Below are 14,843 nucleotides of genomic sequence, written 5' to 3' on the forward strand. Positions count from 1 at the left end.
TTCTAGATGAAAAATCATAAAGAAAAACACGGAGGTGCTCTTATAAGTATACGAAATAAACGATTTGCTTATGGAAAAAATCAGTTGCAGTTTGGGGATCTGCGTCTCCCAGAAGGAAAGGGGCCTTATCCAGTTGCAATTGTTCTGCACGGTGGATTTTGGAAAAATATTTGGGGCCTAGATATGATGGAACCTGTAGCAAAAGATTTTGCGTCAAGGGGTATAGCGACTTGGAACATTGAATTTCATCGTGTTGGCGATGAAGATGGAGGATGGCCAGGCTCTTTAATTGATGCTGCAAATGCGACCGACTATTTACAACAAATAGCGGAAGAAAATCTTCTTGATTTAGGGCGGGTTATTGCTATTGGGCATTCTGCAGGAGGTCATTTGGCTTTATGGTTAGTGGGTCGTAAGAAACTACCGGAAAATAGTGTTTTAAGAACTACTGATCAACCGCTTTCTCTTAAGGGAGCGATAAGCTTAGCAGGAGTTAACGATCTTGCACTAATAGATGATGTCCATCATTTACGTCTATCAGAATTCGGTAAAGAAAATAATCATCCTGTAACTGATTTGTTAGGCGGGACACCGAAAGAGGTTCCGAAGCGTTATGAGGAGGCTTCTCCAATTCAATTATTGCCCCTTCAGGTTCCACAAGTTCTTATTCACGGATCACTCGACATTAATGTGCCAATTGGAATTAGTTATAACTACAAGCGTGTGGCAGATGCTTCAGAAGATTAGGTGAAAATGGTGAAAATCCCATCCGCAGAGCACTCTAAAATGATTGACCTCAATGTGGAAGAATGGTCATGTATTATCAGAGAAATTAATAATTTATTGGATATAGAGAAGTAAAATCTCACCATCAAGCTAATAAAAGCAAATACCTCCAAACGATAAGATTGACATCTCCAAGTGAAAATGTACAATTTTATCGTTTTGGGGGTGTTATACAATTCTTAAGTTGATGGATGTGTGGTGCTACCCAAGAAGTGCTTAAAAATTATTATTTTGAGTTCATCTTACTTGATTGTACCCATTCCACCAATTTTAACATGTACATTAACTTTAACATCAGCCTTCGATAATGCTTTTCCCCATTGCTTTTGGACCCTTTTCCAATCCTTATATGTATACGCTCGTGCATACACTCCAAATCCTATAGGGTCAATTTCTGCTTTTTGCATTTTCTTTATGAAATGTTCTAAATCACTTTCCAACTCCTTTTCAATGCTTTTTTCTAATCTCTCCGCTTTATCCCTAACATTAAAAGGGAACATTCGTTCTGAAATTAAAATTCTCGTATGTACATTTATATTAAACAAAAAATTTTTTTTGTATTGTACGCTTGTTTTTACTTTGGTACCTTGAGCATTAAAACTTAACCAATGTTTTTCTTTGCTTTCAGATTGTAGCGGTATAGCAATAGTAAATGGAAATTCTCCCTGTATCTTATTTTGTAAAATGTTTAATAATAAATTTTCTTTTGGTGTAATAGTTAGCTTATATCTATTCTGTTCATCAAGTAATGTAGAACCTGTCAACTTTAAATTATTATCCTTTTTAAGTACACTTACACTCGCTGTCATTCCTTTTTCTTTTGTTTGGTTATGAAAATCTTGAAGAGTCGTTTTTACAGTAATATTTCTTCTATGTCCAGTCTCAATTAGTTTTGTCAAAAATATAGGAAGACGAGGTTTATTTTTAGGAGCATAATAAATTATGTCTGAAACAGGTCCATCCACAGCAACAATTTTTGAAGTAACCGTGTTTTTGGGATCTCGATAAAAAGGATCTAAATAATCAGCCCACTTCTTTTGTTTTAAAAGTCGTTTACCAATCAAAATAAGTTGTGTCTTGCTCCCTGATGTCAAGGCCATAACCATGGTATCAAATTTTTCACGAGAGTTTCGCACAGTAACAGATTTTACACCATATTGTTCCTCTTTAATCTTAGCCTCTTTATTGAAAACAGGACTGGATAAGTATACTTTCAAATTATCATTTTCATCCAAATCTAAACCCAGTATAAGCGTGAGTGTAACATCTTCTACATTCATTTGGTCTGAATCTGAACACCCTGTGAGTAACAGTAGTTGAATTAAAACACAACATAATATTTTTTGCTTCAATGTGCTTCCCTCCGAAAGTATTTTTTGTAGATTAAGTTATATATCCATAAAAATACAGGGAATAAGAAAGCTAATACAAGTCCACCTTTCGATGTGAGATTTTGAAATAGTTCAGATTCATTCCATGAGGGATGAATCCAAAACGTTACTATAATTACTGCCAATAATAAAATAGATACTTGAAGAGTATGATCTTGTTTTCCAATTATTCGACTAGAACAAAACGCAGCTCCGTATACACAAGGAATCCATGCAGTAGAGACGACAAGTAAGTAAATAGATAATAAAATCATGTCAAACCGTTCTAAAAAACGAAATTCAATAACTTTAAGTAAGTTTAGTACGGGTTGATTAAACTCTAAAATTGCATCTGGACTGAAGTATAAAAAGCAAATAACTATAGTAAATAGATAAAATACAAATGTTAAGGTATTTGCTATAATAATGCCTTGCGTTGCATATTGCTTTTTTTGTAAAAAAGGATACAGAAAAAATGCCATTTCAAATCCTATAAAGGAAAAGATAGTAGATGGAACAGCCGAAAATATAGGTTTCCAGCCCTCCTTTAATAATGGAAGAAAGTGTAACCAATTGCTATCTTTTAATGGTATGAAGAAAAAAAATGGAATCCACATTGTCATATAAAAACATAATTCACAGTATCGACCTATTATCCGAACACCATTGCGTGCAACCAGAAAGGTTGGAATAGAGAACAAAAACAAAATAATATAGTCGGCTGTTTTTGGAAGAAGCCATGCCTTAATATAAAGCATGCCATTAATTAGAACTGTCCATGCGTAAAAAGCAAAATATATCATATAAAGAATAATTATCATGCTACCAATGATTTTCCCAAAAAATCGAATAAGAATTTCATATAAGGTATCATTGGGATAGTGTTTCGCTGTTTGAATTAGTAAAATGCTGGAGGTCATAGCGCAAAACCATCCAATAAATAGTGCTATCCAGCTATCTGTGCCAGCTTTTTCTGCAAGTACCCTTGGAAGGGATAGGACTCCAGTTCCCACTTGTGAGGCATTAATAATAAAAATATATTGCATGACAGTGATGTCATTATGTGCATATTTTTTCATATTTTCACCCTTTATCAGGATTAGTTTCTTTGTGATTCTTTGTAATATTTTTGGATCTTCTCTTCATTGACCACAAAGGAAAGCGAACAAACGTGTCCTTCATACCTGAAATGTGAAAAGGGGACAAAGGACTACCATAAGGAGTACCTAAGGATTCTAAACTTACAAGATGTGCAATTATAGTCATCCACCCGATAATAATTCCTACCATTCCAAATAAAGCAGCTAATAACATCATAGGAAAACGTAATAATCTTATTGCCAAACCCATTTCATAATTAGGAACAATAGAAGAAGCTATAGTTGTAACAGCAACAATAATAATCATAATATTACTCACAATCCCTGCTTGAACAGCAGCTTGTCCAATCACAATACCTCCAACAATCCCTACGGTCTGACTAATGGGAGTGGGTAAACGAAGGGCAGCCTCTCTCATCATTTCTAAGGTAATCTCCATAAGTAAAGCTTCTATCACTGGAAGAAACGGAACACGTTCTCTTGATTCTGCAATTGATAAATAGAGCTGTACAGGGATAACTTCATAATTAAATGAAATAAACGCTACATATGTTGCAGGTAATAATAAAGCTATAAAAAAACCTATAAAACGTAGTAATCTAACAGAGGAAGATACTAACCAACGTGTGTTGTAGTCATCTATCCCTTGAAAGAAAGAAATGAAATTTACGGGGGCAATCAATACATTTGGACTTCGATCCACAACAATGACGTATCTCCCCTGAAGAATGTGAGATACAGTTGAATCAGGTCTTTCGGTCAAGATGAACTGTGGAAATGGTGAATAAGGGTTATCCTCAATAAACTCAATTATTTCACCAGTATTAATAATCGAGTCCACCTCAATATTTTGAATTCTAGTTTCCAATTCCTTAAGTACATCTTCAGAAGCTACATCTCTTAAATATAAAATAGATACTTTGGTCTTTCCTCTACTACCAATAAAAACCTCTTTTAATACTAATTCTCTGTTAGGAATATACCTTCGTATTAAAGCTATATTTTGACTAGACGTTTCTACAAATCCTTGATGAGTCCCTTTTAGAGAGATTTCATTTTTAGGTTCTGTTATATCTCTTTGTGGCCACCCTTTTGTATTTAGTTGATATCCTGCGTCTAGACCGTGAACTAATAATATGCTGTCCCCTTGAAAAATAGCATTTTCGAATTGATTCCAAGTATTAATTATTTGAACTTCTCCTATTGTGACAGGAAGACCATTACTAATTTCAAACGTTGTATGCATCAAAGGGGACAGTATATTATTATGAATAGATTGTGTATCTGTTAATCCTGATAAATATATTAGAGCAGCTTCTGATTTATTTACTAGTTGAAATTGACGAATTATCAGATCTGGAGCTTGTTGAAAATTTTTTTGAAGATTATTTATGTTTTGGAATAAGTCACAGTTGATGTTATGATTCTCTACATTTTCTTTCTGTATATTTGAAGTTCTATTGTCTTGATTATCTATAGAATAACGTCCTTGTTTCAAAAATTTAAAAATAGGAAACACAACATAGACTCCCCTCGAAAAAACTTTTCAATATGTTTATTGTGTATATTTTATTGAGATTTATTCCACTATTTACTGATTTGGAAATTTCCCCTAACGTAGTAAGCCAAATCTAATCCCGGCTACTGACTGGGATATCCAGGTTTAGATTTTTTCACATATACATTCGTGTTTAATTTCAAACGAGAAAAATAGTATGTACCTCGTTAATCCATTTAATCTAAGTCTACCAATGAAAAATAACCCAAATCATGAATACATAAATCTCCTAATCGTAAAGAAATTTAAAAAATGGAGGGAATTACGAAAACTTCCATATATATGGTGATATATGGGGGTTAACCGAAATCTGGAAAAGAAAAAACAAGAGGATTAACTGAAAAAGGAAAATTAGATGTTCAACGAATAACAGATGCATTACAAGGTAATCGACGTTGTTACCTCAAGTCCATACAATCGTTCAATTCTAACTGTTCAGCAGTTAGCGAAGCAAATAGGACAAGAAGTTTTAGTATTTGAGGACTTGAAAGAGAGAATTTTTATTGCTGAAGAGGGACGAATGTCGGATAAAGAATTATTCTCTTTGATATAAAAGTTATTCTGAGACCCCGACTCTTCTTTAATGGGAGGAGAGTCTAATGCCGACTGTCATAAACGTGCTATAAAAGTCTTTAAAGAATTATTAAGCACCTATCGACGACAGCAAGTAGTATTTGGCACTCAAAGTGCCATAAATAGCTTCCCTGAAATAGATTATAAGGGTGAACCTTGCGAATTCATTAAGTACACCTCTTTATATTTGATTTTTAATATATAAACTCTAATAATATCCGGATGTTACTCTTGATATAAAATCTATGATTTTCTCCAGTATAATTAAGTACTTATTATATGATAGTTTAATTGATTAAGGGAAATTATAATAATTAAAGTAAATTATGAGAAATGAAATTTAAAAGAGAACTGAGCTAGGCTCACTTCACCTCAGCTCGTTTATATAGATATTTATGAATAAAAACAGATGCTACATCCCCCATGTCTTCTACTACAAATGTATTCTTTACAGTACCATTAGGTATACCAAGAGCTCTATTTGTATTGATAATAGTCCCTCTTGGAAATCTAGTCCAGAGTAAACATGGCTACATATAGATGGATGTACTGCAGCAGTAGTATATTGAGGTGGTGTTTGAGAATCCCTTAGGGTATACAAATGTTAAAATTTGCGTGCTACCCCCTATAATAAAACCCTATAAATGTTAATATATATTATATATGGTATATATTCGCTTTATGAAAAAGGGGGAATATTATGACTGAAACAAACAAATCTTCAGGAATCTATTTAAAAGAAGCTGTGAAATTTTCTATTATAATCCCTGCACACAATGAGGAAAAGTATATTAAAAAATGTTTAGATTCGATTGCAAAAGCATCAGAAGCATATAAAGATCAAACTGAAGTTATAGTTGTTTTAAATCGTTGCACAGATAAAACAGAAGAAATAGCAAAGTCTTATAATTGTATTACATTAAAAAACAACGATAAAAACTTATCCAAAATTCGAAATGCAGGAGCCAAAATAGCTAGTGGAGAAATAATCATTACTATAGACGCTGATACCCAAATGACAGAATCTATGTTGTCTAATGTAGATAAATATTTAGCTTCAAGTAAATACATTGGCGGTGGGGTAACTGGAAAATTTGAAAGGATATCTTTAGGAATATTCGTTTCCGCAATGTTATTAATAATCCCCTTACTTTTTAAGTATGGAGCTGTATCTGTAGGGATTTTTTGGTGCTATAGAAAAGACTTTATGGCAATCAATGGATTTAATGAAAATATGCTTATGGCAGAAGATGCAGATTTTGCTAAACGGTTAAAAAAATGGGGAAAACAAAATAATAAGAAATTCGGTACCATTAAAAATGGAATGATAACTTCATGTAGAAGATTTGATACATATGGTGATTGGGCTTTACTTAAAAATCCAAAAATAATCTTAGCCTATCTAAGAGGAAATGATAAAAAATACGCAGATAAAACATATTATGATAACCAAGAAAGATAAAGGCGGAGAATAACAAACACATCATCGTCAAGTGAACTAGTAAACTAAGATAAATAAAATTCAACGAAACTAAAAGAATCTTATTTATTTAGGATTCTTTTAGTTTCGTTGAATGTAAACCAGTAACCATATGCTGAAGGTATCAAAAATAAAGGTGTGAAAGTATTATGAAACAGTACGCTAATGCTGAAGAATTAATTAAATCAATCGATAAAGCTTATAAGAAATTTATTGAAGAATTTAAAGTGATTCCTGAAAATTTGAGAGGTAAACATATCTCTGAAGTGGACAAAACTCCTTCTGAAATTCTTTCTTATCAATTGGGGTGGATTAACTTGTTATTATCATGGGAAAAAGACGAACAATGTGGACTTGACGTACAAACACCTACTCCTGACTACAAATGGAATAACTTAGGTGGGCTTTATCAATCTTTTTATGAGCAATATGGCAGGTTAACCTTAAAACAGCAGGAGGAAGAATTAACAAAGTTAGTTCAAATGTTAGTCGATTGGATAAATGATCTTTCTGAAGTAGAATTATTCCAACCAGAACAAAGAAAATGGGCCACAACAAAAGCAAAGTGGCCTATTTGGAAATGGGTGCATATCAATACAGTTGCTCCATTCACGAATTTCAGAACTAAAATACGAAAATGGAAAAAAACAGTCTTATAAGTGATTTGAGAAAAGTAGATATCCAGACATTTAGACGAAAGATAATAAAGTCTATTTCTGATATATGGGTTAGCTTCACATCGCCATCAAGCTAAGCTCATGTAACGTCAACGATAAGCGAGATTATTTCTTTTTTCGAAATCCTATATGTAGGTGCTTTAAAGATTTGCATACGAAATAAACCCTAACGGGTTTCCTTTTTTCAATTAAGCTGCTTAATTATCAGACATGCTACAAAACAAATAGTATCATGGCATCAAGTTGTTGAAGTGTTGCCATTGGAGCGACATGAAGTTGAGCGCTATGAAGAACCTGATTTCAACGCTACACCGCTACAGGTGATGATTGAAGAGCAAAAAGAAGTCATTGAAAAGCAAAATGAATTAATCCAGGAATTAACTAAACGATTAATAGAGCAAGATCAGCGATTTGCACAACGAGAATCGAAATTATTAAGCGCTATACAATCGATACAGGATTCCCAGAAGCTTATAGCGACGAATTCTAGGGAAGACATAGCGAAAGAACCAGGGCCGCGATGAAATGCTCATGCACACGATTAGAGAAGTTCAGGAAGTTAAAAAGATGATTGCAGCGAGTAAGGATAAGAAATGGTTCGAGTTTTGGAAGTAGAGTTCCCCAGATTTTTGGGGGACCCTACAAAGTTTTATTATTAGGATCAATACATTACCTAAAAAAAGAAAATTGTACGTTAATATTTTAAGCTTGGTAACCTTGGTAAAGGTTGTATAACCGCCATCCATCCCCATACACTAAAATTATGAAATACTGTTCCAGAAAAACGATTTACTCCATGTGGATTAATTGGACTAGAAATGATCCCATTAAATATAAAAGGGCTTTCAGTGCCACTTACAACTTGGTTAAGGACTATCATTCCTGTATTCATGTCATAAGTTCCAGTTAGAATCGCTAATTTAATAAATTGACCTGGTTTCGATCCATCGTATATAGTTCCTGTTACAACACCGTTTGACTGAATTGTTAGGTATAATGTGTCTGATTGAAAACCGTCAATTTGTATCCATCCAGTGTACTCACCAGATATATCTACAGCACGTAAATAAACCTCATTGTTGAGCATTTTATCTAATCTCCTTTATAAGTTAGGTATTTATACAATTTATGTTAATTTTTAAAAAAGTAGAATCACTTAATTTAAATATATAAAAATAAATATTTTAAGATTTATAAAGTGATGAATATCATTTAGATCTTAAAATAAGGAGGAAAATACATTTTTGAATTAACCGATTTATTTGAAGTGAATAAATTATATTTATGCCTAGACTATTTTTAATTTAAAAAGGGGGTTTTAAAATTGGCTTTGCCTTGTCCTCCAAATTATATAATTGATAATCAGGTACCTTTTAAAGAATATCAGTTTTTACCTTTTAAAACGTCACAAGTAATTCAAAAAGTTAAAGAGTGTAGCTCAATTCATCCTGGTAGAGACTTTTTATTTAATGGTGCTAGTTTTAATAATACAACTGTGTATGCTATAGAATCAGGAGTTGTACAATGGGCATTACCAGGTTACTTAGGTATTTTAGGTAATGATAAATTTGTCACTGAATATGTTCATGTTCAACCACTTGTAAGTGCTGGAAAACAAGTTAATGCAGGGGATGCTATCGCAAATTTAGCACAATTAGGACAATTTGATGGTACTCCAATTCCTCATGTTCATATTAATCGTATATTTAATTGGCAAGGTGCTAGTGCATGTACTCATGTATTTACTTGTAATTGGAGAATTAAGGGCATTGATACATCAAGTCTAGATATTTGTTCAAGTCCAAATGGTTGGGGATTAGTTAATGGGGTTTGGGTTTTTTGCCAGAATGGAGTAAGAAAAGGTGGATGGTTCCCAGTAAGTGGGGGGAATTCGTTTTTTGCAGATAAAGATGGAATTTGGTCAGGGTTTATAAAAAATAATACAGGAAACATACAATATAGATATTTACGAGATCGAAATCTGCCAGCTTCAGATCCAAATGTTAATAGAGTGGCTAAAGGATGGGTATGTTCACTAGGTCAGTGGTGGTATTTTGATAATAATGGAAATATGGTAAGCAATACAACTATTAATGGTCGTTGGCAATTAGGTTCAAATGGGGCTTGCACAAACTGTGGGTCATGCAATTCTCAATCATAGTGAGCAATTTAAAATATATTAAGTGTAGCTTTTTTACACTTAATATATACATATTATTTATGGTATTTTGAATGTACACTTTTATTATGTAAATTGAGGATGTTTAAAAGACTTGGTGTGAAGTCAATGATTAAGGAGAAATGAAAGTAAACTAATATACAAAAGTTTACTTTCGAAAATGCATAATAAAAAACAGTAGTGATTTTGAACTGACCCCATAAAGTTAGACAGGTCGTTTCATTAGGCAGCCTTTAGGGCATGAGTTCGATATTGTACCGGACTCATGCCTTTTAGTTTTGCCTTAATTCTTTTGTGATTATAATAATCGATATATTTTTCAAATTCTTGTTTAAAGTGTTCTATGCTTTCAAAATCTTTTAGATAAAGAAATTCAGATTTCATAATACCAAAGAAACTTTCAATAACCGCATTATCGTAACAGTTCCCTTTACGAGACATACTTTGCGTAATCTTGCGTTCCTTTAGGGCGTGCCGATACTTCTTCATTTGATAATGCCAGCCTTGATCAGAGTGAATAAGGAGTTCGTCTTCTTCTGTCAATTGTTGAAAAGACTTCTCCAACAGCTTCGATACAAGTGAATAGGTTGGTCTTGAATCAATTGTATAAGCGATTATCTCTCCATTAAATAGATCTAACATCGGTGATAAGTAGAGCTTCTCGCCGCATAATTTAAATTCTGTTATGTCTGTAACCCATTTTTCGTTCGGCTTTTCAGCTTTAAAATTACGTTCTAAAATATTTGGCGCAATCTTACCTACTTGTCCTTTATACGAGCGATATTTTTTCATACGAACTAGACTCTTTAAACCTAACTCTTTCATAATTCGTTGAACTTTTTTATGGTTGATTTTGTGTCCTTGGTTCATTAACTCATCGCGAATACGGCGATATCCATAACGACCTTGGTGTTCATCGTAAATGTTTTGAATTAAGATCTTTAGCTCTTTATCTTTATCTGGCCGATTAGAATTCTGTATCCAGTAATAATATGTACTTCGTGGGAGTTCTGCTAATTTTAAAAGTGCCTGCACCGGAAATGCTTTCCTTAGTTCATAGATTACTTGCGCCTTATCTTGTTTGGTGATTTTTCCTTGTTTTGAACTAAGGCATTCAACTTTTTTAAATAAGCATTCTCCATACGCAAACGCTCCAATTCAGCTTGTAATGCTTCTACTGACTCTTCTGTTTGTGTTTGTTTCTTAATTGATTTTTGATTGTCCTTAGTCATAGATTGACGCCCCTTTTTCTTCGATTTAAGGGCGTCTACTCCTTTTTGATGTAGCTGGATACGCCATTTTCTAATAAGTCCAGGTGAAGAAATATTAAAAATGACTGCCGTTTCGTTTGGAGACGTCCCATTTTCGAACATATAATTTAGTACGTCTAGTTTATACTGTGCAGAATACGTTGTATAGCCTTTTTCAAAGGCCCGGATTCCATGATATTCAAATTGTTTTATCCACATGCGAACCACTTCGTGATTCGCTCCCAATGATTTCGCAATATCTTTTATACTCTCACTTCCATCTTGATAATGTATTACTGCATTCATTTTGTCTTCTGAAGTAAATTTAGTCATAAAAAAACTACACCTCCAATTGTTAGACTGTGTCTAACAATTGGAGGTGTAGTTCATTTATACACTACTGTTTTTTTATTGTTTCTTGCAAGTGAATTATTTATATTCCTGTCTATATAATTTAAACGAATAGATAGCTCCAATAAAGAATACAAAAGCTTCAAATAATATAAAGATTTGACGGGAATTCTCAATATCTTTACCAACTAAAGAAATAAATATAGCATTCATTAGAATTTGAGTAGTAAACATACGAGAAGTAATTTTTAAATAAATAGCATTTGTTCTTTCATCTGGTTTACCAATTTTTTTGTAAATAATACTAAGTGCAATTACTGAACCCAAAAATAGAAGTGCTGTAAGTCCTACAACGATATTGAAATTGCCTGTACTTTCTAACATCCATTTATTTAATAGATCAATCATTATTATCTTCCTTTCCTACATAAGAGAATATTTCGTCCTTCTTTTTTACTATAATAAAAAAAGAAAAAGGAAAACATCGAACTTTCTTACAAACATTCGTGTATTCTTACAGTTTTGTCATTTTGTAAATGTATTCATCGCCTTGCCTTTCACTATTTTCCTTGGAAAACATAGTGAATTACGAGAAAGAGCGCTACAAGATCAACTTCCAAGAAGTAGTGCACTAAACCTCTTAATTAATGCAATTAGTATGTGGAATACTATTTATTTAAGTGAAGCAATAAAAGCTTTGAAGAAAAAAGAACAATTTGATAAAGAATTATTAAAACATAGTTCTCCAGTAGGGTGGAAACACATTAACTTTCTAGGAGAATACCGATTTAGCAAAAGAGAAAGTGCACCAGTAGACTCTCTACAACCACTAGAAACAACTAAACAGTAAGAAACCGATGATCTCTTAGCGTACGAAATTCGCTTTTTGTTGGCGGGACCCATATTGGAAAATGAGAGGGCGAGAACATTTAGAAGGGAAATAAAAAGATGAATGACAGGATTATTTCAATTATTACCACATATGAAAAAGATGGCGATTTTATGGGAGGGGTAAATGAAGGTACAATTCGAGAAGCAGCACAAATGCTAAACATTAATTTCCCAAACAGTTATCATTGGTTTTTAAAACAGTATGGTAGCGGCGGACTGGATGGTATGGATATCCATGGTTGTGAGACAACAGCTGCGGATTCTTCCGTTGTTTACTACACTAAGTTATATAGAGAAACATATAACCTTCCTGAACAATACATTGTTTTAAATGATATCGATGGTACTGTGACATGTTTAGATACCAATCAAATGAAAGATGGTGAGTGCCCTGTTGTCTTTTGGAGTCGTTTTTCAAAGGAACTGTATGCCATTACTTATGAAAACTTCAGCGACTATCTATTAGATTCTTTACAAGAATCTGTAGATAATTTGTATGATGAGGATTAATTGATTATAGAATACTAAGAATCATATTTTATGTAATAATATATATTTATAGGTTTCATATGATTTTATTGTTTTGATTTACAAAGAAAAAGCCGATTATCTCTAAACTTAGAGGAAACGGCTTTTTTTCTATGAAAATTTGCTTAGCGTACGCTAAGGAATTATTCGGTGTCTTTTATATATATATATTCATTAATAAAATAAGTTATATAAATAATTTGTTATACTTCCATGTACCCTAGCTGATATAATGTATAAGGAAATTATTAGTTAATTAATGGTTCACCTAGGAAGTATGCGTATTATGGTGGAGAATGGGACACAGGTGGTCTTTTTGGAAAAGCCAAATAGGTTAACTGATGAATCGGATAATAAATAATATATAAAGGCCTTATCTTTTCTATAGGAAGATGAGGCTTTTTTATGCATAAAGAAAAGACACCCAAAGGTGCCTTCCTGCGACTTGAACCACTTTAATTTTAATAACATTATTTTACAATCATAAATATATCTTTAATCGTTTATATAATATTTTATCACTTTTTTCAGTTAATTACATGTACTGATGAAAAATAGTCTATTTCTTGTAAACTCCTTTTCTCCATACCCACTCAATAGGACCATAGCGGAAATATTTACTCCAAATTTTGCTGAATATAATTTTTACAAAGATAACCGAAAGCCCGAAGGTACATAGTTGCCAGTAATATACGTGTGAGACATCTTTAAAGTACAACGAAAGAATGACTAGAGTTAGTATACTTTGGCTAATGTAATTTGTTAAAGCATACTTGCCTACGTTCATATTTACTTTTCTCTGAGTACGTTCTATTTTTAGATTTTTCTTTTCCCCAATCTTCGCTCTTCGTTTTGAAGTTGCTCTTCTGTTAATCGATTAAAAATAACACGTGCAAATAGTTGTTGTTTATCACCAATATAAGCATGTTTTAATTCAAATGTTTCTCCAGGCAGTAGTTGTTTCAAAATCTGTTTCACATCGATTTGTATATATTCCGATTGTTTCTTATTGGCTCCATTTTTAAAGTATTCTGGAATTGGATTTTTCACATATACATTCGTATTTAATTTTAAACGAGAAATATAGTATGTACCTCGTTGATCCATTTGATCTAAGCCTTCCAGTGAAAAATAACCCAAATCACGAATACATAAATCTCCAGGTCGTAAAGTATTTAAGCACTCTGTGCCAAATGTTTTGTCGTTATTTTTCCTGGTCCAACTTGAAAGTTAAGAAATTCTCCACTGTGCAGATCATATTCTAATTAAATTTTGATTCCGGCTGTTTGAGCACAGCCTCCAGAGCTTGGATATACACCCTCTAAAGCATTTGGCACCTGGAATACGGTAGCATCTAGGATACGAATTCGTCCAAAATAAGAGAAGAGGCGGTTAGAAAATTGCGTTTGTTCAGATACTTTTTGCTGTAATAGTAAAGAAAAAATATGTTGTAAAAACAAGGCTGCTTTAGCATTTAAACGTTTATTTAAGCCTTCAGGGCTGAGTAAAGTACCAGTAGCTGCATGAAGCCTGCTACATAATCGGACTAAGGGATCACTTGCCACCTGTTGACTGATCCAAATATAAATGGTAGTTAAGTCTGATCCAGAAAACTTACGTTTTCGTTTTATAAATTCGATTTCTCTTGCAAGTTCTTCTAAAAATACAGGAGTCACATATCGTTGTAATTCTTCCGCAAATGGTTGTAGTTCATCTTGAATCGGTAGATTCATAAGAAAACGTCATCCTTTCTAATCTAGCTTGTTTAGAAAGAATAACGTTTTTGGTACGTAGGGGTATTAAAATTACTTAAGTTGATGGGCATGTATGGTGACCCCATATAGAAGAGAGACAAGAAACTTTACAATCTTAAATAGTTAAAAAATAACCCCTTATAAATATCATTATTATAGTAATCCAAATACGCCTTTAAATATTCTGAATTTTCAATACAAACGTTATCAATTTACTAAATATTACATTTATGTAAGTATAGTCACAAAGAGAAGCCTTAGAAATTTCCGAAAAGTTACTACGGTATGCTTTTTATTTATCTATACGGAAACAATTACTAATGTCCTTTTCTTTTATATAGTAAAT

General features: G+C 32.9%; 11 protein-coding genes and 6 pseudogenes. 8 read left to right on the forward strand and 9 right to left on the reverse strand.

Annotation, left to right across the window (positions count from 1 at the left end):
- Positions 1-6: 6 nt before the first annotated feature.
- Entirely contained in the window at positions 7-747 is a 741-nt protein-coding gene (locus MR112_RS27200; RefSeq protein WP_242245791.1) for an alpha/beta hydrolase family protein, read from the forward strand.
- 281 nt (positions 748-1,028) lie between these two features.
- On the opposite strand, the gene MR112_RS27205 is transcribed toward MR112_RS27200, so the two are convergent.
- From MR112_RS27205 to MR112_RS29025, 4 genes and pseudogenes are all read right to left on the reverse strand, one after another.
- The gene (locus tag MR112_RS27205; RefSeq protein WP_242245801.1) at positions 1,029-2,138 is read right to left on the reverse strand and encodes a Ger(x)C family spore germination protein; all 1,110 of its coding nucleotides are present in this window, start codon (positions 2,136-2,138) and stop codon (positions 1,029-1,031) included.
- On the reverse strand, positions 2,135-3,235 hold the full coding sequence (locus MR112_RS27210; protein ID WP_242245803.1) for a GerAB/ArcD/ProY family transporter: 1,101 nt from the start codon (positions 3,233-3,235) through the stop codon (positions 2,135-2,137). Before MR112_RS27210 ends, MR112_RS27205 begins: the two co-directional genes overlap by 4 nt.
- Before the next feature lie 4 nt (positions 3,236-3,239).
- Positions 3,240-4,775 carry a spore germination protein gene (locus MR112_RS27215; protein ID WP_370658502.1) on the reverse strand — a complete coding sequence of 512 codons (1,536 nt, stop codon included), beginning with the start codon at positions 4,773-4,775 and terminating at the stop codon, positions 3,240-3,242.
- A gap of 134 nt (positions 4,776-4,909) precedes the next feature.
- A pseudogene (locus MR112_RS29025) lies at positions 4,910-5,056 on the reverse strand (IS4 family transposase); the annotation flags it as partial.
- 10 nt (positions 5,057-5,066) lie between these two features.
- On the opposite strand from MR112_RS29025, the pseudogene MR112_RS27220 reads away from it, so the two are divergent.
- The 4 genes and pseudogenes from MR112_RS27220 to MR112_RS27235 form a co-directional block, all read left to right on the forward strand.
- Positions 5,067-5,508: pseudogene (locus tag MR112_RS27220) on the forward strand (histidine phosphatase family protein); the annotation flags it as partial.
- A 579-nt stretch (positions 5,509-6,087) separates the two neighbouring features.
- On the forward strand, positions 6,088-6,849 hold the full coding sequence (locus tag MR112_RS27225; protein WP_242245805.1) for a glycosyltransferase: 762 nt from the start codon (positions 6,088-6,090) through the stop codon (positions 6,847-6,849).
- A gap of 167 nt (positions 6,850-7,016) precedes the next feature.
- Entirely contained in the window at positions 7,017-7,526 is a 510-nt protein-coding gene (locus MR112_RS27230; protein WP_242245807.1) for a ClbS/DfsB family four-helix bundle protein, read from the forward strand.
- 227 nt (positions 7,527-7,753) lie between these two features.
- A pseudogene (locus MR112_RS27235) lies at positions 7,754-8,159 on the forward strand (DUF3967 domain-containing protein); the annotation flags it as partial.
- A 79-nt stretch (positions 8,160-8,238) separates the two neighbouring features.
- Here MR112_RS27235 and MR112_RS27240 read toward each other — a convergent pair.
- Positions 8,239-8,631, reverse strand: coding sequence for a hypothetical protein (locus tag MR112_RS27240; protein ID WP_242245809.1), 393 nt, complete (start codon positions 8,629-8,631; stop codon positions 8,239-8,241).
- Between the two features lie 237 nt (positions 8,632-8,868).
- Between MR112_RS27240 and MR112_RS27245 the strand changes: the two genes are divergently transcribed.
- Positions 8,869-9,705 carry a M23 family metallopeptidase gene (locus MR112_RS27245; RefSeq protein ID WP_242245811.1) on the forward strand — a complete coding sequence of 279 codons (837 nt, stop codon included), beginning with the start codon at positions 8,869-8,871 and terminating at the stop codon, positions 9,703-9,705.
- Between the two features lie 240 nt (positions 9,706-9,945).
- Here MR112_RS27245 and MR112_RS27250 read toward each other — a convergent pair.
- A protein-coding gene (locus tag MR112_RS27250) for an IS3 family transposase (RefSeq protein WP_242245813.1) occupies positions 9,946-11,306 on the reverse strand; the annotation gives its coding sequence in 2 pieces (ribosomal slippage) (positions 9,946-10,850 and positions 10,850-11,306; 1,362 coding nt in all).
- A 96-nt stretch (positions 11,307-11,402) separates the two neighbouring features.
- Positions 11,403-11,732: a 6-aminohexanoate hydrolase gene (locus tag MR112_RS27255; protein ID WP_242245815.1), complete on the reverse strand. Its 330-nt coding sequence runs from the start codon at positions 11,730-11,732 to the stop codon at positions 11,403-11,405.
- A gap of 139 nt (positions 11,733-11,871) precedes the next feature.
- Between MR112_RS27255 and MR112_RS27260 the strand changes: the two are divergent.
- Positions 11,872-12,174 (forward strand): annotated as a pseudogene (locus MR112_RS27260) (Tn3 family transposase); the annotation flags it as partial.
- Positions 12,175-12,272: 98 nt separating this feature from the next.
- The gene (locus MR112_RS27265) at positions 12,273-12,725 is read left to right on the forward strand and encodes an SMI1/KNR4 family protein (protein WP_255772786.1); all 453 of its coding nucleotides are present in this window, start codon (positions 12,273-12,275) and stop codon (positions 12,723-12,725) included.
- A gap of 577 nt (positions 12,726-13,302) precedes the next feature.
- Here MR112_RS27265 and MR112_RS27270 read toward each other — a convergent pair.
- Both MR112_RS27270 and MR112_RS27275 read right to left on the reverse strand, forming a co-directional pair.
- A pseudogene (locus MR112_RS27270) lies at positions 13,303-13,530 on the reverse strand (DUF418 domain-containing protein); the annotation flags it as partial.
- A gap of 1 nt (position 13,531) precedes the next feature.
- Positions 13,532-14,476, reverse strand: a pseudogene (locus MR112_RS27275) (IS4 family transposase); the annotation flags it as partial.
- Between the last annotated feature and the right edge of the window lie 367 nt (positions 14,477-14,843).

Origin of the sequence: Bacillus cereus group sp. BfR-BA-01330 (assembly GCF_022663885.1) — a bacterium.
Taxonomy (GTDB): Bacteria; Bacillota; Bacilli; order Bacillales; family Bacillaceae_G; genus Bacillus_A; species Bacillus_A cereus.

Excerpts from the sequence above, each read along its gene's own strand:
- MR112_RS27200 (WP_242245791.1), top strand. The coding sequence starts at position 7 with ATGAAAAATCATAAAGAAAAACACGGAGGTGCTCTTATAAGTATACGA.
- MR112_RS27210 (WP_242245803.1), bottom strand. The coding sequence starts at position 3,235 with ATGAAAAAATATGCACATAATGACATCACTGTCATGCAATATATTTTT.
- MR112_RS27225 (WP_242245805.1), top strand. The coding sequence starts at position 6,088 with ATGACTGAAACAAACAAATCTTCAGGAATCTATTTAAAAGAAGCTGTG.
- MR112_RS27230 (WP_242245807.1), top strand. The coding sequence starts at position 7,017 with ATGAAACAGTACGCTAATGCTGAAGAATTAATTAAATCAATCGATAAA.
- MR112_RS27240 (WP_242245809.1), bottom strand. The coding sequence starts at position 8,631 with ATGCTCAACAATGAGGTTTATTTACGTGCTGTAGATATATCTGGTGAG.
- MR112_RS27255 (WP_242245815.1), bottom strand. The coding sequence starts at position 11,732 with ATGATTGATCTATTAAATAAATGGATGTTAGAAAGTACAGGCAATTTC.
- MR112_RS27265 (WP_255772786.1), top strand. The coding sequence starts at position 12,273 with ATGAATGACAGGATTATTTCAATTATTACCACATATGAAAAAGATGGC.